General features: G+C 35.1%; 25 protein-coding genes. 16 read left to right on the forward strand and 9 right to left on the reverse strand.

The genetic code is table 11. The features are described from left to right. The first annotated feature begins 19 nt into the window (after positions 1-19). The 9 genes from ACZZZA_RS09770 (at position 20) to ACZZZA_RS09810 (ending at position 8,907) form a co-directional block, all read left to right on the forward strand. Positions 20-847, forward strand: a complete 828-nt coding sequence (locus ACZZZA_RS09770; protein ID WP_463431372.1) for a hypothetical protein — start codon at positions 20-22, stop codon at positions 845-847. A gap of 28 nt (positions 848-875) precedes the next feature. Then, positions 876-1,352: a DUF4280 domain-containing protein gene (locus ACZZZA_RS09775; RefSeq protein ID WP_463431373.1), complete on the forward strand. Its 477-nt coding sequence runs from the start codon at positions 876-878 to the stop codon at positions 1,350-1,352. A gap of 1 nt (position 1,353) precedes the next feature. Continuing rightward, the gene (locus ACZZZA_RS09780) at positions 1,354-2,082 is read left to right on the forward strand and encodes a hypothetical protein (RefSeq protein ID WP_463431374.1); all 729 of its coding nucleotides are present in this window, start codon (positions 1,354-1,356) and stop codon (positions 2,080-2,082) included. A 154-nt stretch (positions 2,083-2,236) separates the two neighbouring features. Continuing rightward, entirely contained in the window at positions 2,237-4,258 is a 2,022-nt protein-coding gene (locus tag ACZZZA_RS09785; protein ID WP_463431375.1) for a hypothetical protein, read from the forward strand. Positions 4,259-4,347: 89 nt separating this feature from the next. After that, positions 4,348-5,205, forward strand: coding sequence for a hypothetical protein (locus tag ACZZZA_RS09790; RefSeq protein ID WP_463431376.1), 858 nt, complete (start codon positions 4,348-4,350; stop codon positions 5,203-5,205). Positions 5,206-5,327: 122 nt separating this feature from the next. Next, positions 5,328-6,296, forward strand: a complete 969-nt coding sequence (locus ACZZZA_RS09795; RefSeq protein ID WP_463431377.1) for a hypothetical protein — start codon at positions 5,328-5,330, stop codon at positions 6,294-6,296. A gap of 77 nt (positions 6,297-6,373) precedes the next feature. Further along, the gene (locus ACZZZA_RS09800) at positions 6,374-7,234 is read left to right on the forward strand and encodes a hypothetical protein (protein WP_463431378.1); all 861 of its coding nucleotides are present in this window, start codon (positions 6,374-6,376) and stop codon (positions 7,232-7,234) included. Positions 7,235-7,354: 120 nt separating this feature from the next. Beyond that, on the forward strand, positions 7,355-8,308 hold the full coding sequence (locus ACZZZA_RS09805) for a hypothetical protein (protein ID WP_463431379.1): 954 nt from the start codon (positions 7,355-7,357) through the stop codon (positions 8,306-8,308). 233 nt (positions 8,309-8,541) lie between these two features. After that, positions 8,542-8,907, forward strand: a complete 366-nt coding sequence (locus tag ACZZZA_RS09810; protein ID WP_463431380.1) for a hypothetical protein — start codon at positions 8,542-8,544, stop codon at positions 8,905-8,907. A 79-nt stretch (positions 8,908-8,986) separates the two neighbouring features. Here ACZZZA_RS09810 and ACZZZA_RS09815 read toward each other — a convergent pair whose 3' ends face one another. From ACZZZA_RS09815 to ACZZZA_RS09830, 4 genes are all read right to left on the reverse strand, one after another. Then, positions 8,987-10,255, reverse strand: a complete 1,269-nt coding sequence (locus ACZZZA_RS09815) for an NAD(P)/FAD-dependent oxidoreductase (protein WP_463431381.1) — start codon at positions 10,253-10,255, stop codon at positions 8,987-8,989. A 277-nt stretch (positions 10,256-10,532) separates the two neighbouring features. Beyond that, positions 10,533-11,453: an SDR family oxidoreductase gene (locus tag ACZZZA_RS09820; protein ID WP_463431382.1), complete on the reverse strand. Its 921-nt coding sequence runs from the start codon at positions 11,451-11,453 to the stop codon at positions 10,533-10,535. Between the two features lie 50 nt (positions 11,454-11,503). Next, positions 11,504-11,962 (reverse strand): ferritin-like domain-containing protein, encoded by a 459-nt coding sequence (locus ACZZZA_RS09825; protein ID WP_463431383.1) that lies wholly within the window; start codon positions 11,960-11,962, stop codon positions 11,504-11,506. Between the two features lie 427 nt (positions 11,963-12,389). Further along, positions 12,390-12,989, reverse strand: a complete 600-nt coding sequence (locus ACZZZA_RS09830; protein ID WP_463431384.1) for a Crp/Fnr family transcriptional regulator — start codon at positions 12,987-12,989, stop codon at positions 12,390-12,392. A gap of 408 nt (positions 12,990-13,397) precedes the next feature. Between ACZZZA_RS09830 and ACZZZA_RS09835 the strand changes: the two genes are divergently transcribed. Beyond that, positions 13,398-13,799, forward strand: coding sequence for a Crp/Fnr family transcriptional regulator (locus ACZZZA_RS09835; protein ID WP_463431385.1), 402 nt, complete (start codon positions 13,398-13,400; stop codon positions 13,797-13,799). A gap of 53 nt (positions 13,800-13,852) precedes the next feature. Here ACZZZA_RS09835 and ACZZZA_RS09840 read toward each other — a convergent pair whose 3' ends face one another. Continuing rightward, entirely contained in the window at positions 13,853-14,761 is a 909-nt protein-coding gene (locus ACZZZA_RS09840) for an NAD(P)/FAD-dependent oxidoreductase (protein ID WP_463431386.1), read from the reverse strand. A 299-nt stretch (positions 14,762-15,060) separates the two neighbouring features. Between ACZZZA_RS09840 and ACZZZA_RS09845 the strand changes: the two genes are divergently transcribed. Genes ACZZZA_RS09845 through ACZZZA_RS09860 form a run of 4 tightly spaced genes read left to right on the forward strand, consistent with a single transcriptional unit; the run spans position 15,061 to position 18,191 of the window. Beyond that, positions 15,061-15,336: a low affinity iron permease family protein gene (locus ACZZZA_RS09845; RefSeq protein WP_463431387.1), complete on the forward strand. Its 276-nt coding sequence runs from the start codon at positions 15,061-15,063 to the stop codon at positions 15,334-15,336. An 18-nt stretch (positions 15,337-15,354) separates the two neighbouring features. Then, on the forward strand, positions 15,355-15,921 hold the full coding sequence (locus ACZZZA_RS09850; RefSeq protein ID WP_463431388.1) for a CinA family protein: 567 nt from the start codon (positions 15,355-15,357) through the stop codon (positions 15,919-15,921). A gap of 24 nt (positions 15,922-15,945) precedes the next feature. Beyond that, the gene (locus tag ACZZZA_RS09855; RefSeq protein ID WP_463431389.1) at positions 15,946-16,698 is read left to right on the forward strand and encodes an SDR family oxidoreductase; all 753 of its coding nucleotides are present in this window, start codon (positions 15,946-15,948) and stop codon (positions 16,696-16,698) included. An 8-nt stretch (positions 16,699-16,706) separates the two neighbouring features. After that, positions 16,707-18,191, forward strand: coding sequence for an alpha-amylase (locus ACZZZA_RS09860; protein WP_463431390.1), 1,485 nt, complete (start codon positions 16,707-16,709; stop codon positions 18,189-18,191). 67 nt (positions 18,192-18,258) lie between these two features. Here the strand turns inward: ACZZZA_RS09860 and ACZZZA_RS09865 are convergent, their stop codons facing one another. The 3 genes from ACZZZA_RS09865 to ACZZZA_RS09875 form a co-directional block, all read right to left on the reverse strand. Next, on the reverse strand, positions 18,259-19,089 hold the full coding sequence (locus tag ACZZZA_RS09865) for a hypothetical protein (RefSeq protein ID WP_463431391.1): 831 nt from the start codon (positions 19,087-19,089) through the stop codon (positions 18,259-18,261). A 17-nt stretch (positions 19,090-19,106) separates the two neighbouring features. Then, positions 19,107-19,307, reverse strand: a complete 201-nt coding sequence (locus ACZZZA_RS09870; RefSeq protein ID WP_463431392.1) for a hypothetical protein — start codon at positions 19,305-19,307, stop codon at positions 19,107-19,109. A 123-nt stretch (positions 19,308-19,430) separates the two neighbouring features. Continuing rightward, on the reverse strand, positions 19,431-20,027 hold the full coding sequence (locus ACZZZA_RS09875; RefSeq protein ID WP_463431393.1) for a Crp/Fnr family transcriptional regulator: 597 nt from the start codon (positions 20,025-20,027) through the stop codon (positions 19,431-19,433). A gap of 473 nt (positions 20,028-20,500) precedes the next feature. Between ACZZZA_RS09875 and ACZZZA_RS09880 the strand changes: the two genes are divergently transcribed. After that, complete coding sequence (locus ACZZZA_RS09880; protein WP_463431394.1) at positions 20,501-20,647, forward strand: hypothetical protein; 147 nt, start codon at positions 20,501-20,503, stop codon at positions 20,645-20,647. 86 nt (positions 20,648-20,733) lie between these two features. On the opposite strand, the gene ACZZZA_RS09885 is transcribed toward ACZZZA_RS09880, so the two are convergent. Continuing rightward, positions 20,734-21,330 (reverse strand): Crp/Fnr family transcriptional regulator, encoded by a 597-nt coding sequence (locus ACZZZA_RS09885; protein WP_463431395.1) that lies wholly within the window; start codon positions 21,328-21,330, stop codon positions 20,734-20,736. Positions 21,331-21,755: 425 nt separating this feature from the next. Between ACZZZA_RS09885 and ACZZZA_RS09890 the strand changes: the two genes are divergently transcribed. Then, positions 21,756-22,871, forward strand: coding sequence for a glycosyltransferase (locus ACZZZA_RS09890; RefSeq protein WP_463431396.1), 1,116 nt, complete (start codon positions 21,756-21,758; stop codon positions 22,869-22,871). Positions 22,872-22,876: the final 5 nt, after the last annotated feature.

Below are 22,876 nucleotides of genomic sequence, written 5' to 3' on the forward strand. Positions count from 1 at the left end.
CAATCTGAAACATATACAAATGACTAACAAAAAATTAGAAAATATCCATGATTTTTTTAAGTGCAATTATGATGATTGTATTAAAAAATACATTGGCGTAGATGTGTATGAAATTTTTCATTCCCGTCATGGTGTCTTTTTAAAATATGACGCATCAGAAAATACGCTTTCATTTGATGACGGAAAAGGAAATAAATTCATATACACAGGAAAATCAGGGATACTATATCATTGTGAAGAATACGATAAAAGCTTTCCGTTGTTTCTTTCAGGATGCTCGGTTTATTGGGATAATACAACTCTAAAACATACTCAGACCGCCGAAGAGATTTATCATCATGCAGCTAATTATTTTTTGAAATTTATAAAAGATGATGTTGATGTTACTGTAATCAAAAGAAACAATTTATATGAAAGATTCCCTATAGAATTATTCAGTCCGGTATGTGAGTTCAGGTATCATAAACCCATACTTATTGTGTATTGTGAAGCCGGGGAGAACTTTTTAGACTATTGTGTGAAAATGAGCAATGAAAAAACAGGAGCTGCATTTGTAGAAAATTACAGTTATGGCAAGTATGTCAGTTTTAAAGACGAGTTGGGTAACAAATGGATATATAATGACAATAACCAGTTAAGCTTCGTAAGAATAACAGAAGACGGATACGAATCGGGCAGTTACGAAGTAGGGAACAAGTATTATGATGAAGAAAAAAACACTTTTACTGTTTTTACCAGCAACAGGCAACAGGTTTATGAAAAAGCATGGATTTATTTCTCTCCTTATATTAAAGATAAAAATTTACTGAAATTTAAAACAAATCTCTTGAATTTATCAAATAATTAACTATTTTTAATTAATAAAACACAAAAAGATGGCACAAAAAGAAATGATCGTTCAGGGTGCAACCTGCAAATGTAACTTTGGAACTACACCCGACAAGCTTAAAGTCCTTACCCACAGCAAATACTACTTAAACGACCACGAAGGCAAAAGCAAACTTGCGGCTACCCACAAAGATATTGGAGCAACCTTTGAGAAAAACACCTTTGGCTCGTGCGCAAAAATGAACAACAATCCCTGCACTGCAACAGTAACACAGTGGAGCGGATATTACAAAAAAGTACTATACGACCCGCCAAAAGGCTATGTTTTAACGGAAGACAGCAAGGCAACCTGCCCGATTGGCGGGAGGGATTGCATCATTATCCTCAAAAGCGGGCAAGTAGCTGAACCCGGTAAGCAGAATTTCAAAAATGCAGATGAAGAATTACTTTCTCATGTCTTGCCTGTGGTCAATATGAAAAATTTTGAGAAAGAAAATCCATATCAATTTTTAAATGCTGAATAATATGGGGAAAGGAATTATTAGATGTGGGCTTAAAATAGATGACAAATTTGAAAAATTTGTTAATCAAAATGATACTGTCTATTTGATTAAAGGAAAAAAATATACATTTTATATAGAGCCAAACGAACAATTTTTTGAAAAAGGAACTCTGGAGATTTCTAAAAAATTTTCAGAAGCAAAGTGGGCATACATTATGGATTCTTTTTTTGATACAGCATTAAAAAAGAAAAAAGGGGAACTTTATACTGAATGGGGAATATTTAATACAAACAGAGGCGTAAAGCCTATAGAATTTTTAGGTATTGGGAATCAGTATAAGCAAGGGGCTTTTATAGAATTTTATTTCGATAGCATATCAAGTTTATGGATAGGGACAGGATATAGGGTAGAGGTTTTTAATGAAATACCAAATGCAGGACTTTTCTTTACTATAGTCCCGTGCATAGAAAAATATTTGAGATATGCTTTTTTTGAAGCACCTGCTAACAAAATTACGATCGAAAATGGTAGCCCGAATGATGGGTTATTGTCTTATAACAGCCAAACATTTGTAGAAATTTCGATTCATAGATTTGGAAAAAGTACTTTGGATGAAGATATTAATCCTCATGACTACAATGTAGAGCTTTATTTATGCGATGATCAAGGGAATATATTAGAACAAAAAGCTTTTTTAAAGGAACCGCTTTCAAAAATATGTTACAACCCCCAATTCGGGTATCTTAAATAATATTTTTAGAATTTCATTCACCATTAGTGAAGAATGGAAAAATAATTATCATGAGGGAAAAGATTATAAAAAATATTCATTAGAGATTCATATTGTAGATACCAATAAGAGTACCTATTACTCATTCAATATTGCAAAAAAGAATTACAGTATCATGGGTAATTCTGGAAAAGATGAGCATAATGTAAGCTACCTTACTCAAAATTTTTTCGTGGTAAAAAAATCTGCTCTTGATATAATACTTCTTACCCAACAGGAAAAAACCAATATGATACAATATATCGGGGATGTAAATTATAGTTATCGTGAGTTTGATCCTTGTGGCTTTTCCAAAATAAGCGTTAAAGAGCTTGGCAATACGTCCAGAACATCTCCATATGTTGTTTTTGAAGAGGGAAAGAGTAATACGAATATTGATAAAACTTACACATCTTATGATATTATAACAGGAGACGAGCCAAAAAAGGCTAAAAAGGTAGAAATAACAGTAGAAGGGCTTACCGTAAAAGATGTGCTGTGCCAAAGCGTACTATTGGATAAAGACAAAAAACACAGTAATCTGCATAATGTTTTTCAGACAGGTAGAATCTGGACAGCCAAACCTATAAAAATATGGAGCAATGATAAAGTAGAAAAAGAATATCCTGCTAAAATAGATAACTTACGGGTTTATAAACCTCCCGTTGACCCACTTTTAAAAAAGCATGAAAGTATTTCAAAGCCTGAAAGTAACTACGAAAATAAAGAATTTAAATACAAAAAAGATAAAGACCACAAAGGTGAAACAGGCACTTTCGATGACGATTACGACCAGGTCTCGGATCATGAAATAGATGGTGCTGCCATGTTGGAGTGGAAAGAAAATGATGATTTTGTGATAAAAGATGAAGGAAAATCTGCAACCTTTACCTTACAAAAAGTTGTTTACGTTTATGATAAAAAGATATCTAATACCCCTTCTGTATCACAAACTTATTCTGCAACTGAAGGTTTAATAGATAAAACAATTGATTCTTTCTGGATGTTCAATTATTTTTGGCTTTCAGAAAATTTAGCCCAGACCTATTTTCTCCCGATAAGCACCTGCCGTTATCCCAATCAGATAGCGCAGATTAGGGTATTTCCTGATATAGAGTGGGAGTTTAAGTTTCAGATAAGCAGCACCCAGCCGGAAGCCTACTCTCACACCAATATGCCTGCAGGTGATATCTTTAAAAAGCATCAGGAACAAGCTCTGAAAGCTGCTAACAACAAACGTTGGCTTAATGAGGATGTGTCTTTTGAATTAGCCATTAAGGCGAAAACAGGAGACTTTGAAAGAGAAGTTTCATCAGGATATGCAGATACCATAAAAGAGGTGCTAAGTACTATAGTAAAGGTGAAAGACACATTAGATAATATATCTGGAGTAACGGAAGTCAGGAAAGGAATGGCTGCAGGAATAGCCTCAAAGCTTCCCGGCTTTTTAGGAAAATCTCCTATCACGTTTCAGATAGATTATCCCGTAATCAGCATTACAGCTAATTGGAAATTAGATATCATCAAAGACAAGCCGGGCGTTGCAAGAACGGGAACAATCTCCTTCGGATTCACCCCTCTCATCAAAGGTACAGGCAAGCTGGATCTTATTGCATGCTTAGAATATCTTCCTGTTGCAGGCCCTGTATTCAAGGCAGTAAGGATGATAAAAGACGCTGTTAATGAGTATACACCCCTTACCGCTGATATATGGTTTAATCTTTACGCTTTCGGCCAGCTAGATTTTAAAGGAAACATTGTAATAGGAAACGAAGAAAAGGGCGGTGAGCTGGAAGCAGCCACTACGCTGGGTATCGGTGCAGAATTAGGAGTGAAAGCAAGTGCTGAAGTACCCAAAATAAGCTTTAATGCACCTGAGGGCGAAGAAGCATTTTTGGGTTTTGAAGCAGAAGGCTCCGCAAAAGGAGAAACTTCATTGGTATTTGCAGGAAAACACGGAATCTCCAATAAAGGAGTGTATTTTGAAATGAACATGGGCTTTGGTGGAATGGTAGTATATGTAACTGCGAAGGCACAGTTAAAAATGGGAGGTTTGGGAAGCATTGAAGGAGGAGTATCAGACAAGCCTTATGAACTTCTGGAGCCTGTGCCGGAATTATATAAAGGAAAATATTATATCATAGAAAACAAAAAATGAGAAATTTAAAAATTTGGGGTTTATTAGTATTAATGACCTTAAGCTTAATCGATTGTAAAGGGCAGAAAAAAGAAATAACAAAAGAGACTATGGAAAAGTTAGCAACAGAAGAATATCAATACGTAAAACACTATCCTGTACAGCCTGTATACAGCGTTCAGATCAGTAAACAGGGATGTCGGGTGCTAATTGAGGCATTTTCAGAAGACTACCGTTTTGTAGAAAACCGGGGGGAGGCTATGATGCTCCCTTTCAATTATATGATTACCAAAAGCGGCGAGCAGAAAGTAAAAATAAAAGTATACCCCAAAGAAGGCGAGCAATACCTCACCAAGTATGCGCATGTACAGGTAAAAGCCTACAGTGCGCCGGATAAAGACAGCTCGTTGAAAGATTATAAAGTAATTGGAGAATTTGTCCTTCCGCAAGGGTTGGAACCCCAAAAGCTCCCTTACTATGAAGGTGTAATAACCTTTAAGGCAGAGGTGCCTTTTGACTATTCCAAAGATCTTAAAGAAGCTAAGGAACTCACCAAAATATCCAATATAAAAGATCTGGTAAAGAAAAAATATATGGAAATTCAGAACATCTCAAAAAATAATGATGTTGAAGGATATGTACGGTCAAATTTGTCTTCTTTCGGAAAAATATCCAATACTAATTATAAGACATTAGAAGAGTTAAAATATGCTTATAGAAAGGGAAACCCTTTTATAACACCTTCTCCAAAAGCTCTAGATAAAGAATTTTTTCCTTTGGATGATTGCGACTTACAATTTTATGCGGATGGCAAAGTGGTAGCCCTTTGGCACAAAGGTAAAATGACCTCCGGGCTGGACATGAAGTTTAAATACAAAAAAGAAGACGGCAGTATGGGAGAAAGTACCAATGCAGACCCATTGTTTCTTTATATGCCGGCAGAAAGTAATGAGCTGAAAATATGGTAAAAAAGTAAAAAAACATTTCTACAGTCTCACAAACCTACACAAGCAACGGATAAGCCTCATGAACTGCTGGAGCCTGTTTCGGATTTATATAAAGGAAAATATTATATCATAGAAAACAAAAAATGAAAAATTTAAAAATATGGGGTCTGTTGACACTAATGATTCTAAACTTAACCGATTGCAAAGGACAAAACAAAAAAGTAGATTTAAATAACCAAGAAAATATGAAACAATTCATAACAGAAACAATATCAAAATATTATACCGATTATAAGACAAAACCTGTTTATAGTATGCAAGTTAGTAAGCAAGGTTGCCGTCTTATTATTGAGTCTTATTCTGAAGATTACCGTTTTATAGAAAACAGTGGCGAAAGTATGATGCTACCTTTCAATTATATGATTACGAAGAGTGGAGAGCAGAAAATTAAAATTAAAGTGTATCCCAAAGAAGGAGAAGAATACATTACTAAATATGCCCATATTGATATCAATATTTATAATGCACCGGATAAAGCCAGCTCACTGAAAGATTATAAAAAAATAAACTCTTTTACTCTTCCACAAGGTTTAGAATCTAAGAAATTACCTTATTATGAAGAAATCATAACCTTTAACGCTAATGTTCCATTTGATTATAGTAAAGACTTAGAACAAGCCACTGATTTATCTAAAATACCTAATATAAATGAATTAGTTAAAAAGAAATTTTTAGAAATACAAGAGATATCAAGAAATAATGATTTTAAAAAATTTGTTGAATTAAATAGTTTTTATATTGGAAGGTATTCAAATACTACATATGAAACCCTAGAGGAAACTATTGCCTTTTTTCAAAAGTACGGAGAAAACACTTATAGCATTACATCTTCTCAGGGTTTTGACAAACAGTTTTTACCATTAGACGATTGTAATTTGCAATTCTATGCTGACGGAAAAGTAGTCTCCTTATGGCATAAAAAAACCCTAACAGGTGGTTTAAGTAAAAAATTTAAATATAAAAATACAACTGGTGAAACTAAAGAAGCATTTGATGACACACCTATTAATTTATATATACCAAAAGGAAGTAATGAACTGAAAATATGGTAAGAAATATAAATTTATTAGTAATGCTGCTATTTTCTTTTATAAGCTGTGGGCAGAAAAAAGAAATAACAAAAGAGACTATGGAAAAGTTAGCAGAAGAACGATTTCAAAAATATGTAAAACAATATGCCATACAGCCTGTATACAGTGTACAGATAAGCAAACAGGGATGCCGTGTAATTATAGAGAGTTATATGGATGATTACCGTTTTGTAGAAAACAGGGGCGAGAGCATGATGATCCCATATAATGTAATGATCACTACAAGCGGCGAGCAGAAAGTAAAAATAAAAGTATATCCCAAAGAAGGCGAGCAATACCTCACCAAGTATGCACATGTACAGGTAAAAGCCTACAGTGCGCCGGATAAAGACAGCTCGTTGAAAGATTATAAAGTAATTGGAGAATTTGTCCTTCCGCAAGGGTTGGAACCACAAAAGCTCCCTTACTATGAAGGTGTAATAACCTTTAATGCAGAGGTGCCTTTTGACTATTCCAAAGATCTTAAAGAAGCTAAGGAACTCACCAAAATACCTAATATAAAAGATCTGGCAAAGAAAAAATATTTGGAAATTCAAAACATCTCAAAGGATAATGATTTTGAAGCATATGTAAAAGCTTATTTATTTTCTTTTGGAAAGAAATCAAATACTATTTATCAGACATTGGACGAATTAAAATATACTTATAGAAAAGGAAATCCTTATGGAATGGTTGAGCCAACTATACTTAATAAGGAATTTTTCCCTCTGGATGATTGCGAGGTACAATTCTATGCCGACGGCAAAGTAGCGGCACTTTGGCATAAAGGGAAAATGACTTCCGGATTGGATATGAAATATAATTATAAAAAAGAAGATGGCAGTCTGGGAGAAAAAACCAATGCAGATCCATTATTTCTTTATATGCCCGCAGGAAGTAATGAGCTGAAAGTATGGTAAAAAAGTAAAAATGTTTCTACAGTCTCACAAACCTATACAAGCAACGGATAAGCCTTATGAACTGCTGGAGCCTGTTCCGGATTTATATAAAGGAAAATATTATATCATAGAAAACAAAAAATGAGAAATTTAAAAATTTGGGGTTTATTATTAATGACCTTAAGCTTAACCGATTGTAAAGGGCAGAAAAAAGAAATAACAAAAGAGACTATGGAAAAGTTAGCAGAAGAACGATTTCAAAAATATGTAAAACAATATGCCATACAGCCTGTATACAGTGTACAGATAAGCAAACAGGGATGCCTTGTAATTATAGAGAGTTATATGGATGATTACCGTTTTGTAGAAAACAGGGGCGAGAGCATGATGATCCCATATAATGTAATGATCACTACAAGCGGCGAGCAGAAAGTAAAAATAAAAGTATATCCCAAAGAAGGCGAGCAATACCTCAACAAGTATGCACATGTACAGGTAAAAGCCTACAGTGCGCCGGATAAAGACAGCTCGTTGAAAGATTATAAAGTAATTGGAGAATTTGTCCTTCCGCAAGGGTTGGAACCACAAAAGCTCCCTTACTATGAAGGTGTAATAACCTTTAATGCAGAGGTGCCTTTTGACTATTCCAAAGATCTTAAAGAAGCACAGGATCTGACCCAAATACCCAATATAAAAGATCTGGTAAAGAAAAAATATATGGAAATTCAGAACATCTCAAAAAATAATGATGTTGAAGGATATATACGGGCAAATTTGTTTTCTTTCGGAAAAGTATCCAATACTACTTATCAAACATTGGGAGAATTAAAGAAATTTTATTCAGTAAATCCAGATCGTTTGATCACACCTTCTTCAAAAGCTCTAGATAAAGAATTTTATCCTTTGGATGATTGCGACTTACAATTTTATGCGGATGGCAAAGTGGTAGCCCTTTGGCACAAAGGTAAAATGACCTCCGGGCTGGACATGAAGTTTAACTACAAAAAAGAAGACGGCAGTATGGGAGAAAGTACTAATGCAGATCCATTGTTTCTTTATATGCCCGCAGGAGGTAATGAGCTGAAAATATGGTAAAAGATATGCTCGTGGAAAAGCAATGATCAAATCATAAAATTATCCACAGGTTTAAAATTAGATTTTTCAAATCCTCATAATATAGTTTCTGAAAAAGATAAAAAGTTGATTCAGGATGTGGAAAAAGATAATATTGAGGAATCTGTATTATTCATCTGTGATCCAAAATATGAAGCTGAGCTAAAAGGAAAGCTTTATTCAGGTAATTGGATAAAATTCAAATAATTATAAATATGAAAAACACAAATTTACTAAACTTAAAATACCTGCCTCACATCATCAAAAAACGAAATAATAATTCCGAATTTTTGATTGATATAGATACTGGTGCTTTATTCTCCAAAAATGATTTAGGAATATTGACATTTAGAGACGAATATGGAAATAAATGGGCATTTAGTGATTGTTTTATACGAATGGAGACAGATCTTGCCCACTTTTTAACGCTTAACAGTGGAACTTCTTTTGGTATATATAATCTTTCTATTATTGATGATAAAGAAAGAATACTGCAAATGGCTAAGAATTATTTTTTAACATTTATAGATAAAGAAAATCCTGCCATTGAAATTCAAAATTGGACTGTATTTTTGAATTAAATAAAATCAATTGTAAAATTTAAAAAAAACAATCTCAGGGCAGCGATTGAAATTATTATTTGTTAATTTTTCGGTTAATTTATTTTTTCAGACTGTCTTTTTTCGGCTGTAAAATCATTCGTATCGATGGATTGTTAGTGATGAATAATCTGAACCATTCTAATGCAAGCCTGATTCTGTTTCTAAAGCCGGTAAGCGGAATGATATGTATAAATAACCAGGTAAGCCATGCAAAAAAACCTGTATACGAAAATTGAGGTAGATCTACAACGGCGTTGTATTTTGAAATAATCGCCATACTACCTTTATTATTGTATATAAAAGGTGTCAATGATTGATTATTTTCTAATTTTCTGAGATTAGTTGCAGCTAATTTTGCCTGCTGAATTGCGACCTGAGCAAGTTGAGGATGTCCCTTAGGGAAATTTTTATCGGTCAGCTGGAGACAGATATCTCCTAATGCGAAAATGTTTTCAACTCCTAAAACTCTATTGTATTCATCAACCATTACTCTTCTTCCTTTTCCAACACTGGTTTCCGGCAGACCTGCCACTTCTCTGCCGATTACTCCCGATGTCCATATTAATGTCTCGGTCTTTATCTGACTGCCATCGGAAAGCAGTACGCTGCCGTCGACATAATCTTTAACGGACACATTTAAAAGGATATTGACTCCTAGTTTTTTCAGATTTTCGTAAGATGTTTTCTTGGCAGCATCACTCATAGGAGCTAGTAAGGAGGGGAGAGCGTCTATCAGATAAAGATGTGAAAGGCTATGTTCTATATCAGGATATTCTTTTTCTGCAATATATCCACCCATCTCAGCGATCATACCTGCTAGCTCAACCCCGGTAGGACCACCACCCGCAATCACTATATTTTGCAGTTTCTCCGCTTTGGTCTTGTCCTTATTGCGCGAAGCTTTTTCCAGGCTCAATAACAAATGGTTTCTAAGAAAAAGAGCTTCATGAATAGTTTTCATCGGCAGTGCACAGGCTTTTACATTGTCAAGTCCGAAAAAATTGGTTTCTGTTCCTAACGCCAAAATTACATAATCGTACTTCAGAGTTCCGGTATCGGTTTCAACAATCTTTTCTTCTGTATTGATACTCGTAAATGCGCCCATGTGGTACCGCACATTTTTATATTTTGAAAATAATTTTCTGAAGGGATAGCTGATATGTGATGGTTCTATAAACGCCGTGGCTACCTGATAGATCAATGGAGGAAAAAAATGATAATTATTTTGATCGACCAATGTAATGAGAAAGTCATCCGATTTAACAATAGTCTTAATAAAATTAATACCCGCAAATCCGCCTCCGACCACAACTACGTGCTTTTTCATATCATAATATTTTTTGGTGTGAAATAATTGATCCAAGAATAAGACCAAAAAATTAAGATGTGGTATTTGTTCGGGAAACCATAGAAGAGTAATGGTATTTAGCTAAATATGTACTCAACATATGCTTAGAAAATAAAAAAAACCAGAGCAATACATTGTTCTGGTTATCATGCTAAAATCTTTATTACTGACCATGAATTTTTATACATTTTCTTCGGTCAGTTTACTGATAATAAAGAATCTTTGGGTATTATGATTCATAATTATTGTTGAAAAATTATGGCTGTCCGCTTCCGCCTGCGGAACCGTAGATCTGCCCGGTAGCAAAACTACCATCATTATCTGCAAGCTGTACAAAAATCGATGCAAGTTCAGCAGGTTGTCCGGGTCTTCCGAGTGGGGTGTCGCCACCAAATTCTTCGATCTTTTCCTGTGTCTGACCACCACTGATTTCCAAAGCCGTCCATACGGGGCCGGGCGCTACACCATTCACACGAATTCCTTTTGGTCCTAATTGTTTTGCTAATGATTTTACGTAATTTGTTGTTGCTGCTTTAGTCTGCGCATAGTCATACAAATCCGCTGAAGGATCTTCGGCCTGAACGGATGATAAGCCTATTATAGAAGAACCGGGTTTTAGATGAGGTAGTGCAGCTTTCGTCAGCCAAAATGGGGCATAGATATTGGTTTTCATGGTTCGGTCAAATTCTTCGGTGCTTATATCCAGAATAAATTCATGAGATTTTTGATGTCCTGCATTGTTAACAAGTATATCGATACCTCCCAGTTTATCAACGACTTCCAGAACCAATTGCTGACAAAATGATTCTTCCCGCAAGTCTCCAGGAATGGCGACCGCTTTTCGTCCTGCCTCCTCAATCAGTTTTACAACATCTTGAGCATCTGATTCTTCATCAGGTAAATAATTGATTGCTACGTCTGCACCTTCTCTTGCATACGCGATTGCAGCAGCTCTCCCTATTCCGGAATCTCCACCCGTAATTAATGCTTTCCGTCCAGTTAATCTGCCTGAGCCTTTATAGGATTCTTCGCCATGATCAGGAATCGGATTCATTTTGCTTACCAATCCCGGAAAAGGCTGAAATTGCCTTTCGAATGGTGGCTTTGGGTGTTTCGTTGTAGGATTCTCAAGTACTGAATCAGCCTCTTGTGTATGAGGATTAATTTGTTCATTCATTTCATTCTCCATTTTAAAAATATTTAATTAGTGATTTGGGCGATTTTAGATCATTTGGTTTTATATTCTTCGATTTTTTGAAATTGGCTGTAAGATACTTTTAGATTGTGAAGCTGCTCTTTAACCAGATCAAAACTTTGTGAAGGGAGCTCACCACTATCCAATGCATTTTGATAGGCTTCTATTGCAGCTTTTTCTCCAAAAACCACATTGGATAATGTTGATTCTTCGATGTTGCCTAATGTAAAAGAATTTTTAATATCAATCCATGTTCTGTGGAATGATCCGGCAACTGATGTCGAATCATCGGGCTCACCACCGAGCTCAGTGATTTGATCAATAAGCTCGTTTTTCATCATTTTCGATTGGGATATCATGCGATCGTACTCAGATTTGATGTCAGGATATTTTTCCCAAACTTTTCCTTCTACTTTTTCAAATCCTTCGATTCGGTCATTGGTGATCTGAAGCAAGTCGTTCAGGACCGAAACTGTTTTTTTATTTTCCATAACATATTTTTTTTGGTACTAAAGAAATCACAATAATTATGCCTAGGTAAGAAAATTCAAAACAAAATGAAATAGGTGTTTTCGAAGTTTTTTTTTGGATGATCTTACCCTTAAAATTTAGAAAAGCTACACCATCGTCTTCGGATTATTTAATTTTAAATTCAGGTACAATGCTTTTTAAAAAAAAAACAGAAATCTTGAAATAATATGATAAAATGTCGTTTTTTTTTGGATATTAATGACAATGGAAATTCTGCAAAAGAATAATTAAACAGAAATATAAAAATGTAGAAGATTGCTCTCAGATTTACAAAAATTACAGAGATTTAAATGAATGATACTGTTAAAAAAATGATGTCTTTTTGAATGTACCCAAGTTCCAATGAATTTTGCGTTGCTATAAAAAAAAACAGATGTTGATGTTTGATCAGTAGTACACTTTTCCTTTTACAATCTTAACAACCTTATCACCTTGCAGCTTTTTTAAAATCCGGATCACAGTTTCAATTCTTAAGCCGGTTAAGGATGAAAGTTCTTTTCTGGTATAGGGAACTTTATACGAATAATATTCAGTCAGATTTTGTCTTTCCTTCAGATGATTAAGTACCGTGAGCAATTGATGAGTAGCGTCTTCTGATGTTAAGCTGTTCAGGAAAATGTAGCTGTAATAGGTTTGACCTGCGCATTGGCGTAAAAATTTCAACTGTATATCAAAGTCGGACTCCAGAAGTTTAAGAAATTTTGAATGTTCCAATCGCAGGATTGTACTGCCTTGTGTGGCAACTGCAGTGGCAGGATACCGGTGATGCCTGCAAAATAAAAATACTTCCCCTACAGATTCGCCCTGATCATGAATACTCTGGATAAATTCCCCGTCTCCTTTTTTGAAGTTCGTAATTTTTATTTGCCCTTCTTGGATTTGAAAATAATACTCGGGAGGAGCATTTTCTTCAAAGAGCAGGTCAGATTGATCCATTTGAATGATATCAGCACCAAAACTAATCAATAAATCTTCTTTTATGACCATAACTTTCAATTAATAATTCCTCAAGATAAATAATAAATCTTGCAGATTATTACAAATGTAATGTATATTAAAATCTAAATATATGATCTTGGTCACCTAAATTATTGCTGTGATATTGTCATAATACGACAGGAAAAAAAATGGAAATTATGTCAATTTAAAATTTTAGGTTCTTTCTGCGAGTCAACAATTTAGTCTACATAATATGATCTATGTCATAATCAATATCTCCTTTAAAGATATATATTTGATGTGTACAAAATATAAAATTTTTTAAATATAGTAGCTGCTGTTTAATACACAGAACAACTTGATTTAATTTCTTGAAGTATCTGAAAATGTTGAATTTTCAATTTTAATTACAGTCAACTTACTCATATGAATAAATATTAATTAAAAAAGATTGTCATGCCGATACATGAAGATATTTTACACTCAGCCGGAGCAATTAAAACGCATTATAACGCAGGAGATTTTATTTTTCATGAAGGTGATATTCCCCAGAATTACTATCAGATCCTAACTGGTTATGTAAAATTGAACAGATACAATGAAGAAAAAGAATTTATACAGGAAATAATGTCAGACAATTCCTGCATTGGAGAGTCAATGCTTATACTGGGAAAACCATATCCGATGAATGCAGTTGCTGTTTCAGATTGTACTGTACTTCAACTTAGCAGTGAAGACTTCTTCCGTTTATTACACGCTCAACCTGCTATTTTCCTGGGTATTTACTCTACTCTTGCAGATGCCTCATTTGAAAATTTAACGATGATGGATTCTATTACAGATAAAGGCAGTGAATAACCATTCATAACTATCAGTATTTCATACGTAGGTTTTTTCGCTTCAGATTATTATCAAAATAGCTCAATCGAAAGATCTGCATTGATTACTGCTCCTGCCAAACTTCCGGTGTAGACCGCTCTGGAAATTGAGCGCATCATCGATGAATTATCACCACATGCATACATTCCTTTGATATTGGTACGCTGCTTATCATCAACTTCTATTAATCCATGATGAGTCAGGCGACAACCCAGAATTTGCGGTATTTCACAGCTTTGCTTGAAGGGAAGGGAAGTATATACAATCTCAACGTCTATGTAAAGGTCATCTGATAAAGCAATGCCATAAATTTGCTCATTATGATGAAGAATTTCCTGTGGTTCTGATTGTATGATTTTAATATTATTGCGCTTCAATTGATGGAGTTGATCCTCATCAAATTCTGAATCTTGATTACTGATAATAACAATATCTGAAGTGAGATTCTTTAAAATTCTTGCCATTTCGAATGCCGCTTCTCCATTGCCGAGTATAGCAGTTTTTTGATTCCGGTATTCATATCCGTGGCAATAGGGACAATGAACAACCGAACTGCCCCAACATTCTTTAAAACCTTTAATATCAGGAAGGATATCTGTTATTCCAGAGGCGAAAAGTATTTTCCTAGCCTTGTAGTGATTCTCTTTCAATGTAATGATTTCGAAATCATCTGAAATTTTTTGCCCGTATATCGCAGTGTCTTTAACAATTTCTACTGTAGGATATTGAAGGACTTGTTTTTTTGCAATTTCGGCAACTGACTTCGTTTGCTGGCCATCTTGGGTAAGGAAATTATGGGAAAATGCAGTGTAACGGTTACATGAAAGATGATTATCCAGTACCAAAACTTTTCTACCGAAGCGTCCCAGTGATAATGCTGCAGAAAGTCCTGAGTGGCTTCCCCCTATTACAATAACGTCGAAAAAATCATTATGTTCCATATTTATATGTATGGGTGATTATGATGAATAAAGATTAATTAAATAATATTTTATGGTTCTTAGCAGAAACCGTAAAGGCTTAAGTTTATAGATTAAAATTTAAAATTAAATCAAAAATTACATAATTTTTATGCTTTAAGTCATGGATGATTTTTGCATCACTCATACAGAAAATCATTTTTCTTATGTGCTGATTTAGATCATACTTTTTTAAAATTTAAATTTGTTATTTCATATAAATTTTAGCTGTTGTATCAACCGGCAGCGAGATAATAACAAAAATCCAAATTACGATTTACATGAAAAAGAACTTTTTTGAAAGGTTTTCAGACCGTGCTGTATGCTTTACCGGAAATCCGTTTGCATTTATTATTTCCTCCTTAATGGTGATTATTTGGGCCAATACCGGACAGCTATTTAATTTTTCCGAAACCGGGCAACTGACCACAATTATAACATTTTTAATGGTTTTCCTGATTCAAAAAATACAGAATAAAGATTCAAAAGCAATCCAGATTAAGCTGAACAGATACAGAGATTGTTCTATGGATAAAAATAATCTTATTTCCCTATAAATTACCAAACAGTTTGATATGACAGAATTTCCACACCATAATATTGAAGAGTTGTCTGCACGAGGATGCAAAAAGATGATGACTGATCTTGAAGTATTAGTTAATGAGATAGGCGAAACCCTTATGGCTGATCAGGAAACTATTTCAGTTGCCGAGAGTGTCAGCTCAGGTTTATTGCAGCTTTCCTTATCCCAGGCAAAAGACGCATCAGATTTTTTTCAGGGAGGGATCACAACTTATACGTTAAAACAAAAAGTATCTCACCTTCACGTAGATGAAAATGAAGCTCAGGAGTCTGACTGTGTATCTGCTCATATCGCAGAAACAATGGCAATAAATGTTGCAAAAATGTTTCAAACTCATTGGTCAGTTGCTATCACGGGCTATGCGAGTCCGGTACCGGAATCTGAGCAGAAGCTGTTTGCTTTCTTTTCTATAACATATGACGAAAAAGTTGTGCGTACAGAAAAGCTTAATCTGCATCCGAGAACCGAACCGCTAAACGCTCAGCTTTATTACAGTGAATTTATATTGAAATGTTTAAAGAATGAGATTGACAAGCATAAAGAAAACAATAACAAATAAATATTACCAATAAAAGATATCATTATGAAAAACCTGCAGCTAAAAAATAAATCTGTACTCATCACAGGGGCAGACAGCGGAATAGGTAAAGCGATCGCCTTACTTTTCGCTCGGGAAGGAGCCGATATTTCTTTCATTTTTTACAAAGATGATAAAGATGCAGCAACAGCCGAAGAAGAAATAAAAGAATTGGGAGTTCGTGTGCTCTCTTTTGGTGGCGATATCAACAATAATGATTTTTGTGAAGAAGTAGTCTCCAAGACAGTTTCTGAGTTTGGCAAACTTGATATTGTTGTAAATAATTCAGGAACACAAGTTCCGGCAAAGAGTATATCAGATCTTGAAGAAAAAAATATCAGGAAAACATTTGACACCAATATTATTGGGATGATCTTGCTTACTAAGGCAGCATTTCCATATCTGAAGCAGGGAAGTTCAATTATCAATACAACTTCCGCCGTTGCGTATCTGGGGCACGAAGAACTTCTTGACTACTCTGCCACAAAAGGAGCCATTGTCTCATTCACCCGCTCGCTGGCTTTACAGGCGAAGCCCAAAGGAATCCGTGTAAATGCAGTTGCACCTGGTCCTGTTGCCACACCGCTTACCGAGAAAACATTTGGTGAAGAAAAAGAAGATGAAACCAAACCACCACTGGAAAGAAATGCCACCACAGAAGAAATTGCTTCCAGCTATTTGTTTTTAGCGACTGATGCTTCTGCACAAATTACCGGGCAGGTTCTGCATCCGAACGGAGGTTTGATTGTTAATGGGTAAAAGAAATTATGAGTGGAGTAATCATACAATTTTTTCATTGGTATCATCCCGGAAATCTTTGGAACGAATTTACTGAAAAAGCAGAGTATCTCAGAGATTTAGGATTTACGGCTGTATGGTTTCCTCCTGCTACAAAATGCTTTTTGGGCTTGCAGGGAAGAGGATATGATATTTATGATCCTTACGATTTAGGAGAATTTGATCAGAAAGGCGGCATACCTACGAGATACGGCACAAAAGAAGAATATTTAAAGGCGATCGAAAAAGCCGACGCTGCAGGAATTGCAGTGTATGCCGATCTTGTATTAAATCACCGAATGGGCGGAGACGAAGATGAGCGAATAATGGTACATCAAGTCAATGAAGAAAACCGGACAGAAATTATCAGTGATTCTTTTGAGGTATCTGCAATGACCAGATTTAATTTTCCAGGCAGACAAGGCAGGTATTCTGATTTCATCTGGGATCACCAATGTTTTAGTGGAATCGATAATGTGAAAAAGGACGGAGAAAAATTGAAAGGAATTTTTAAAATAGAGAATGATTATGGTGGGGAATGGGATGATGCAGTAAGTCATCAATTAGGTAATTACGATTATCTGATGGGTGCGGATATAGAATACCGAAATCCATACGTGGTAGAGGAAATGAAACGCTGGATCAAATGGTATGCAGAAACCACTAAAATTGATGGGATGAGACTGGATGCTTTGAAACATGTCTCGTCAAATTTTCTGAAAGAATGGATCACCTACATCAAAACAGAAATTAATTCGGAGTATTATATATTGGGAGAATTTTGGAAAGATGATGCAGAGAAAATCGAAAATTTCACCAATAAAATGAATAATATGATTTCTTGTTTTGACGTGCCTTTGCATTATAATTTTTTCCGGGCATCTGAAGAAGGGAGCAACTATGATCTGCGGCAGATATTCAACGGCAGCTTCTTGAAAAAAAAACCGGACTTTGCAGTTTCTTTTGTTGAAAATCACGACACGCAACCGCTTCAGGCATTAGAATCAGCAGTGAAGGATTGGTTCAAACCGATTGCTTATTCAATTATTCTTCTATCCACAGAAGGCTATCCATGTGTTTTTTATCTTGATCTTTTCGGGGCAGAATATAAAGACATAAAAGATGACAGCGAAATACATATTAAAATACCTAAAGTTGAAATTTTGCCCAAATTGATGGAAGCGAGAAAACTATTTGCTCACGGAAAGCAAACTGACTATTTTGATCATGCGAATTGTATCGCATTTGTAAGAACCGGAAATGAGAAAAAATTCGGATGTGTTGTTATTATTTCAAACAGTGAAGAAGGATACAAGGAAGTTACTTTAGGAAAAGAATCTGCTCAAGCGGTTTTTTATGATTTTTTGCAACACCGAACCGAAGAAATTGTGTTGGATGATTATGGGACAGGAACCTTTAAAGTTAACCCCGGCTCAGTATCGGTTTGGGTCAAAAAAATGAATCAAAATGAATAAACATATTATAGAAATCCTCGCAGGATTGTCAAAATCAATTTCGATGCTACCACAATTAATCAAAAGTCTATACAGTGTTGTTTCTGTTGGTGAAATTTAAATCGTAGCTGAAATTTGATGGCTGAATTACTTCACCGGTGCGAAGATTCGCAGACGATCCGTCAACAAGAATTTGACCTTTTAGATTTTTTACAAATAATGACGCGCCCCGCCTGTAAGGTTTCATGCTTTTCGGAGTGACCTCCCTCGCATTAATGATCATTGCAGAGCCTGTACCTTTACAGGTCGCTTTATATCCTTTTTCAATCGTGACAATCATTCCGCCCTTCACAGACAATCCCAGATAATCCTGATGTTCAAGTACGGCTTTGATCAGGGTGTAACAATAGGGTTGATCTTCCGTATAGATGACACATCTTTTAACAAAACCAAGTCCTGTTGCGGTTTTTTTCTGGTTGATCATCAGTTCAGAGAATGCCATCCCAGCTGTATGAATTCCGACAATTCTGAAGTTCTCTTCCTCTGTATATCTTCTTTTAACCAGTTCGAAGATTAACTTGACACTGAAAAAATTATTGATCTCAGACTGACTTCCTATGAGAATGATAATGTCAACACTGGAGATTCTTTTTAGACAATCAATTTCAGAATCATGCAAATGCTCGCTGCACATGATCCCGTAGTTGGTATGTCCTTGTCCGAGAATGGTTTCACAACAACTTGTAATAGATTGTACAGGAACTGCTAAGCAGGGAGCAATTATCTCAATCCGGTCTTCTTTTTTAAGTGATAGACATGAAAATAATTGCTCATAATAGGCACTTTTTGAAATAAGTATGTCATTATTTTCTGAGCTGGCGGGTTGTCCCAAGACGATCAATTTTCCTTTTGGATACATGACTTCAGGTGTTATTGTTATTCAGTGCTTCTTTTTCCATCAGAATGTTCACTTTTCTTTTGTAAAGTATCGGATATTTCTGTCAGAGTCTGGATGGTGTCAGATTTTTTGTCATTCACTGATTGCTTTTTATTCGACTGATCAGTATATTGGGTTTCAGATTTTGTACAGGCGGCTGTGACCAACAATGTCGCTGCTAACAATGCTAAATTTTTCATATGTGAGATTTGATTTAACCAAACATACACCGTAATAAAGTAAAATATTATGACAATAATCACAGTGCTGGGATTTTTTAGAAATCTGATAATTTTCAGGCTACCAAACAATAGTTCTACTATTTAGAAAAGAATTTTTCGGTTTTTGATCCGTAATATCTTGTCAGGTTCCATTTTTTTTATTGTCTTGATTGTTGTTTCCACGCAAAGGCCGGTTAGTGATGCCAATTGTTGACGAGTGATCGGAACCTCGTATGTATAGGGTGCTGTATTTTGCTGTTCTTGTTTCATTAAATGAAGCACTTCTTTTAATCTCTCAATGGCGCTGTGGCATGAGATTTTCTCCATCAGCAAAAATTTTTGGTAGATATTCTGTGATACCGATCTGCAAAGTTCCATATAGAGATTGGGGCTTTGTTCCAGATACCGTAGCAGACTTTTTCTGCAGATCTTAATGATGGTACATCGGGTAAGTGCTACAGCGTTCACGGGATACATTTTGTTGGAATGCAGCATGAATTCTACAACTGGATCAGAAGAAGTAAGAATGTTTTGAATAAATTCTTTACCATCCCTTTGATAGTTGTTTAGTTTAACTTCCCCACTTACGATCTGAAAAAAATATTGAGGGCTTCCGCCTTCCTGAAAAAGATAATCTCCGGGGTTATAGTGTTTTTCTGCCGCTCCGATAGAGCGCAGAAGTTCTTGGTGTAAAATCATATTTAATTTTTTGTGGTTGGTGATAAGGTGAAACCGATATCTTCATCTTAAAGGATTTCCAGTGTATCACGATGTTCGTAACTTTACTGTTACTGCTTCTTTTTTTAAGCAGTCAATTAATATGAATATATTGGAAAATTCATAATGAAATGTACAAAGATCTCTTTTACAGATATTTATGAGACGTTTGTCTGAATATTGCAGATTACTGAATCTTTAGAAGTGGGTTAAATAATTATTCATCACTAATTGATATAACAAAATTAATACAAATTGTTTTTGTAAAATATGGCTTGGATCATACTTTTAATATCTTGAATTTTAGTGTAATAAATCCACATAATCAGCCTGTTTAAGTACTTTATTCGATGAGACCTGAGATAGATTATTTGTATGACTATAGTCATAATTACGTGAATTATATCATCATATATTTGTAAAAGTGTAGAATAATCAAACCATAAAATGATTAAATGAAAAACTATAAGAAATTTTTTATTCTTGCTGTAATTGCATTAATGACCTCATCTTGCAGATGCGACCCTGAAGATGACGAACAGAAAGAAAAAGAAAATAGTATCCAAAAGAACTTTGACCAAGACAGCCTGAAACTGCGATAAACGTATGTGAAAGTTTGTATTCTAGATAGGAACTCATCTATTGTGGGTTCCTTATGTTGTCTGTCAGAATTATTCTGCTATCAATATTAATAAAATATTTTACTGTTTTCCAGCTTCACAATTTGATCGCTTTCCATTTTTTTTACCGTTCTGATCACTGTTTCAATTCTTAGACCTGTAATAGACGCTAATTGCTTTCGGGTAAGATAAACTTCAAATGAATAAGGCTCTTTGTTGTCACTGTAGCTCTTGAAATAATTTAGGACACCCAAAAGCCTTACTTCAGGTTTTAATGACAAGTTGTGTTGCATCATAACAAATTTTTGAAACAATCTTTCGGATAAAAATTTGTTGATATCCAGAGAAACATCCGGGTGTTCTTCCAACATTTTAAAAAAGTATTCTTTTGATATTTTTAGTATATCACATGATGTTAATGGTTCAGCATTAACCGGATATTTTTCATCAATAAAAAGCAACAGCTCACAAACACTCTGACCTGTAACCAAAACACTCTGGATAATTTCTTTCCCTTCCTCATCATAATGATTTAATTTAATTCTTCCGTTGATGATCTGATAGTAATATTTTGGTTTATCACCTTCCTGAAAAATAGTGTCAAGGGTATTGATATGAATTGTTTCGGCACCATATGATTGTAAAAGGGCAGTGTTGATAAGCATAGTGATAGTGTATATGGTGTATAAATTTAATAGAAAATAAAAGACAGTTTTATGATCCAGATCATATTTTAAATATACTCATTGAAACTAATTGGATGAAACTAATATTAAAAATATCTGGGAATACATAAAAAAACCTTCTCCGAAGAGAAGGATAAAACACAAATGATGAAAAAATGTTACGTATTGCTACAATCATTGCAAAACTAATACTATCTACATTAAAAAAAGATGGTTTTAATCATATGCTTTAATTTTTTTTGAACATTTTTAAATAGGTATAAAGGTTAAGACAAACTCTGAAGATTAAGCAATCCGATTTTATCAGGGCAGGTAACTTCAAATGTAGAAAATCATGATTATGACCACGGTCATAGGACATCATCTGTACATTGTTCTATCTTGTTCTGACTAAATTACATTATATGAAATACTTATTATGCTTCAGCCATTTATCATGGAACTTTGTTTATCAGCGACCGCAACATCTTTTGACCCGGTTTTCAAAAGCTTATCAGGTATTTTATTTTGAGGAGCCAAAAATTGGAGACTCCGACAGGTATACTGTCAATGTTCAGGATGGGGTTTATGTGGTAGAATTGTTGGTGACAGGGCATGACGATACCACAAACAGAAGAATCCGGAATCTGATCAGCCAGCTGATAAAAGAATATCGTATCGGAAATTACATCAGTTGGTATTACACTCCCATGGCGCTGCAGTTTACGGATGATCTGAATCCTGATACGGTTGTTTACGATTCTATGGATGAATTGTCTGCTTTTAAATTTGCACCGCCACAGCTTTTAGAGTTGGAAGAAAAGTTATTCGAAAAAGCAGACGTGGTATTCACGGGCGGAAATTCTCTTTACCAGGCAAAGAAAAACAAACATGGCAACATTCATGCAATGCCAAGCAGTATTGATAAAGCCCATTTCGGAAAGGCTAGAGCTTTACAGCACGAGCCGGAAGATCAGTCACCCATTGGCTACCCAAGATTAGGCTTCTTCGGAGTGGTTGACGAAAGATTTGATATCGAGCTCCTCCGTGAAGTTTCTGCAAAGCGCCCCGATTGGCAGTTTGTGATTATTGGTCCTGTGGTGAAAATTAATCCTGATGATTTACCGGTTGCTTCCAATATTCATTATTTAGGTCCGAAAACGTATTCCGAATTGCCCTTGTACATCGCACATTGGGATATCGCCCTTATTTTATTTGTATTAAATGAATCAACAGAATTTATCAGCCCTACCAAAACTCCTGAATATCTGGCAGCAGGCAAACCTGTGATTTCTACAGCCATCAGAGATGTTGTGAATCCCTATGGCATAGCAGGTCTGGTCAACATCATCGATGATTCCGAATCTTTCATTTCAGCTGCAGAAAAAATATTTGCCGATACAGAAAAAGACCATTGGCTGAGAAATGTTGATCACTTTCTTGAAAACGATTCCTGGGATCACACTTTTAGTAAAATGAATGCCCTGATCAATGAAGTGACCATGGCGGAGGAAACAGTTAAATACAAAAAAGCAAATTAATAACT

It is taken from the genome of Chryseobacterium sp. AC405b (assembly GCF_979258685.1).

What these genes read in the sequence shown, in the direction of transcription:
- ACZZZA_RS09880 (WP_463431394.1), top strand. Translation starts at nt 20,501, where the DNA reads ATGAAAAACTATAAGAAATTTTTTATTCTTGCTGTAATTGCATTAATG.
- ACZZZA_RS09775 (WP_463431373.1), top strand. Translation starts at nt 876, where the DNA reads ATGGCACAAAAAGAAATGATCGTTCAGGGTGCAACCTGCAAATGTAAC.
- ACZZZA_RS09810 (WP_463431380.1), top strand. Translation starts at nt 8,542, where the DNA reads ATGAAAAACACAAATTTACTAAACTTAAAATACCTGCCTCACATCATC.
- ACZZZA_RS09855 (WP_463431389.1), top strand. Translation starts at nt 15,946, where the DNA reads ATGAAAAACCTGCAGCTAAAAAATAAATCTGTACTCATCACAGGGGCA.
- ACZZZA_RS09865 (WP_463431391.1), bottom strand. Translation starts at nt 19,089, where the DNA reads ATGTATCCAAAAGGAAAATTGATCGTCTTGGGACAACCCGCCAGCTCA.
- ACZZZA_RS09790 (WP_463431376.1), top strand. Translation starts at nt 4,348, where the DNA reads ATGGAAAAGTTAGCAACAGAAGAATATCAATACGTAAAACACTATCCT.
- ACZZZA_RS09870 (WP_463431392.1), bottom strand. Translation starts at nt 19,307, where the DNA reads ATGAAAAATTTAGCATTGTTAGCAGCGACATTGTTGGTCACAGCCGCC.
- ACZZZA_RS09835 (WP_463431385.1), top strand. Translation starts at nt 13,398, where the DNA reads ATGCCGATACATGAAGATATTTTACACTCAGCCGGAGCAATTAAAACG.
- ACZZZA_RS09845 (WP_463431387.1), top strand. Translation starts at nt 15,061, where the DNA reads ATGAAAAAGAACTTTTTTGAAAGGTTTTCAGACCGTGCTGTATGCTTT.
- ACZZZA_RS09875 (WP_463431393.1), bottom strand. Translation starts at nt 20,027, where the DNA reads ATGATTTTACACCAAGAACTTCTGCGCTCTATCGGAGCGGCAGAAAAA.
- ACZZZA_RS09820 (WP_463431382.1), bottom strand. Translation starts at nt 11,453, where the DNA reads ATGAATGAACAAATTAATCCTCATACACAAGAGGCTGATTCAGTACTT.
- ACZZZA_RS09890 (WP_463431396.1), top strand. Translation starts at nt 21,756, where the DNA reads ATGAAATACTTATTATGCTTCAGCCATTTATCATGGAACTTTGTTTAT.
- ACZZZA_RS09885 (WP_463431395.1), bottom strand. Translation starts at nt 21,330, where the DNA reads ATGCTTATCAACACTGCCCTTTTACAATCATATGGTGCCGAAACAATT.
- ACZZZA_RS09780 (WP_463431374.1), top strand. Translation starts at nt 1,354, where the DNA reads ATGGGGAAAGGAATTATTAGATGTGGGCTTAAAATAGATGACAAATTT.
- ACZZZA_RS09825 (WP_463431383.1), bottom strand. Translation starts at nt 11,962, where the DNA reads ATGGAAAATAAAAAAACAGTTTCGGTCCTGAACGACTTGCTTCAGATC.
- ACZZZA_RS09800 (WP_463431378.1), top strand. Translation starts at nt 6,374, where the DNA reads ATGGAAAAGTTAGCAGAAGAACGATTTCAAAAATATGTAAAACAATAT.
- ACZZZA_RS09830 (WP_463431384.1), bottom strand. Translation starts at nt 12,989, where the DNA reads ATGGTCATAAAAGAAGATTTATTGATTAGTTTTGGTGCTGATATCATT.
- ACZZZA_RS09815 (WP_463431381.1), bottom strand. Translation starts at nt 10,255, where the DNA reads ATGAAAAAGCACGTAGTTGTGGTCGGAGGCGGATTTGCGGGTATTAAT.
- ACZZZA_RS09795 (WP_463431377.1), top strand. Translation starts at nt 5,328, where the DNA reads ATGAAAAATTTAAAAATATGGGGTCTGTTGACACTAATGATTCTAAAC.
- ACZZZA_RS09785 (WP_463431375.1), top strand. Translation starts at nt 2,237, where the DNA reads ATGGGTAATTCTGGAAAAGATGAGCATAATGTAAGCTACCTTACTCAA.
- ACZZZA_RS09840 (WP_463431386.1), bottom strand. Translation starts at nt 14,761, where the DNA reads ATGGAACATAATGATTTTTTCGACGTTATTGTAATAGGGGGAAGCCAC.
- ACZZZA_RS09770 (WP_463431372.1), top strand. Translation starts at nt 20, where the DNA reads ATGACTAACAAAAAATTAGAAAATATCCATGATTTTTTTAAGTGCAAT.
- ACZZZA_RS09860 (WP_463431390.1), top strand. Translation starts at nt 16,707, where the DNA reads ATGAGTGGAGTAATCATACAATTTTTTCATTGGTATCATCCCGGAAAT.
- ACZZZA_RS09805 (WP_463431379.1), top strand. Translation starts at nt 7,355, where the DNA reads ATGAGAAATTTAAAAATTTGGGGTTTATTATTAATGACCTTAAGCTTA.
- ACZZZA_RS09850 (WP_463431388.1), top strand. Translation starts at nt 15,355, where the DNA reads ATGACAGAATTTCCACACCATAATATTGAAGAGTTGTCTGCACGAGGA.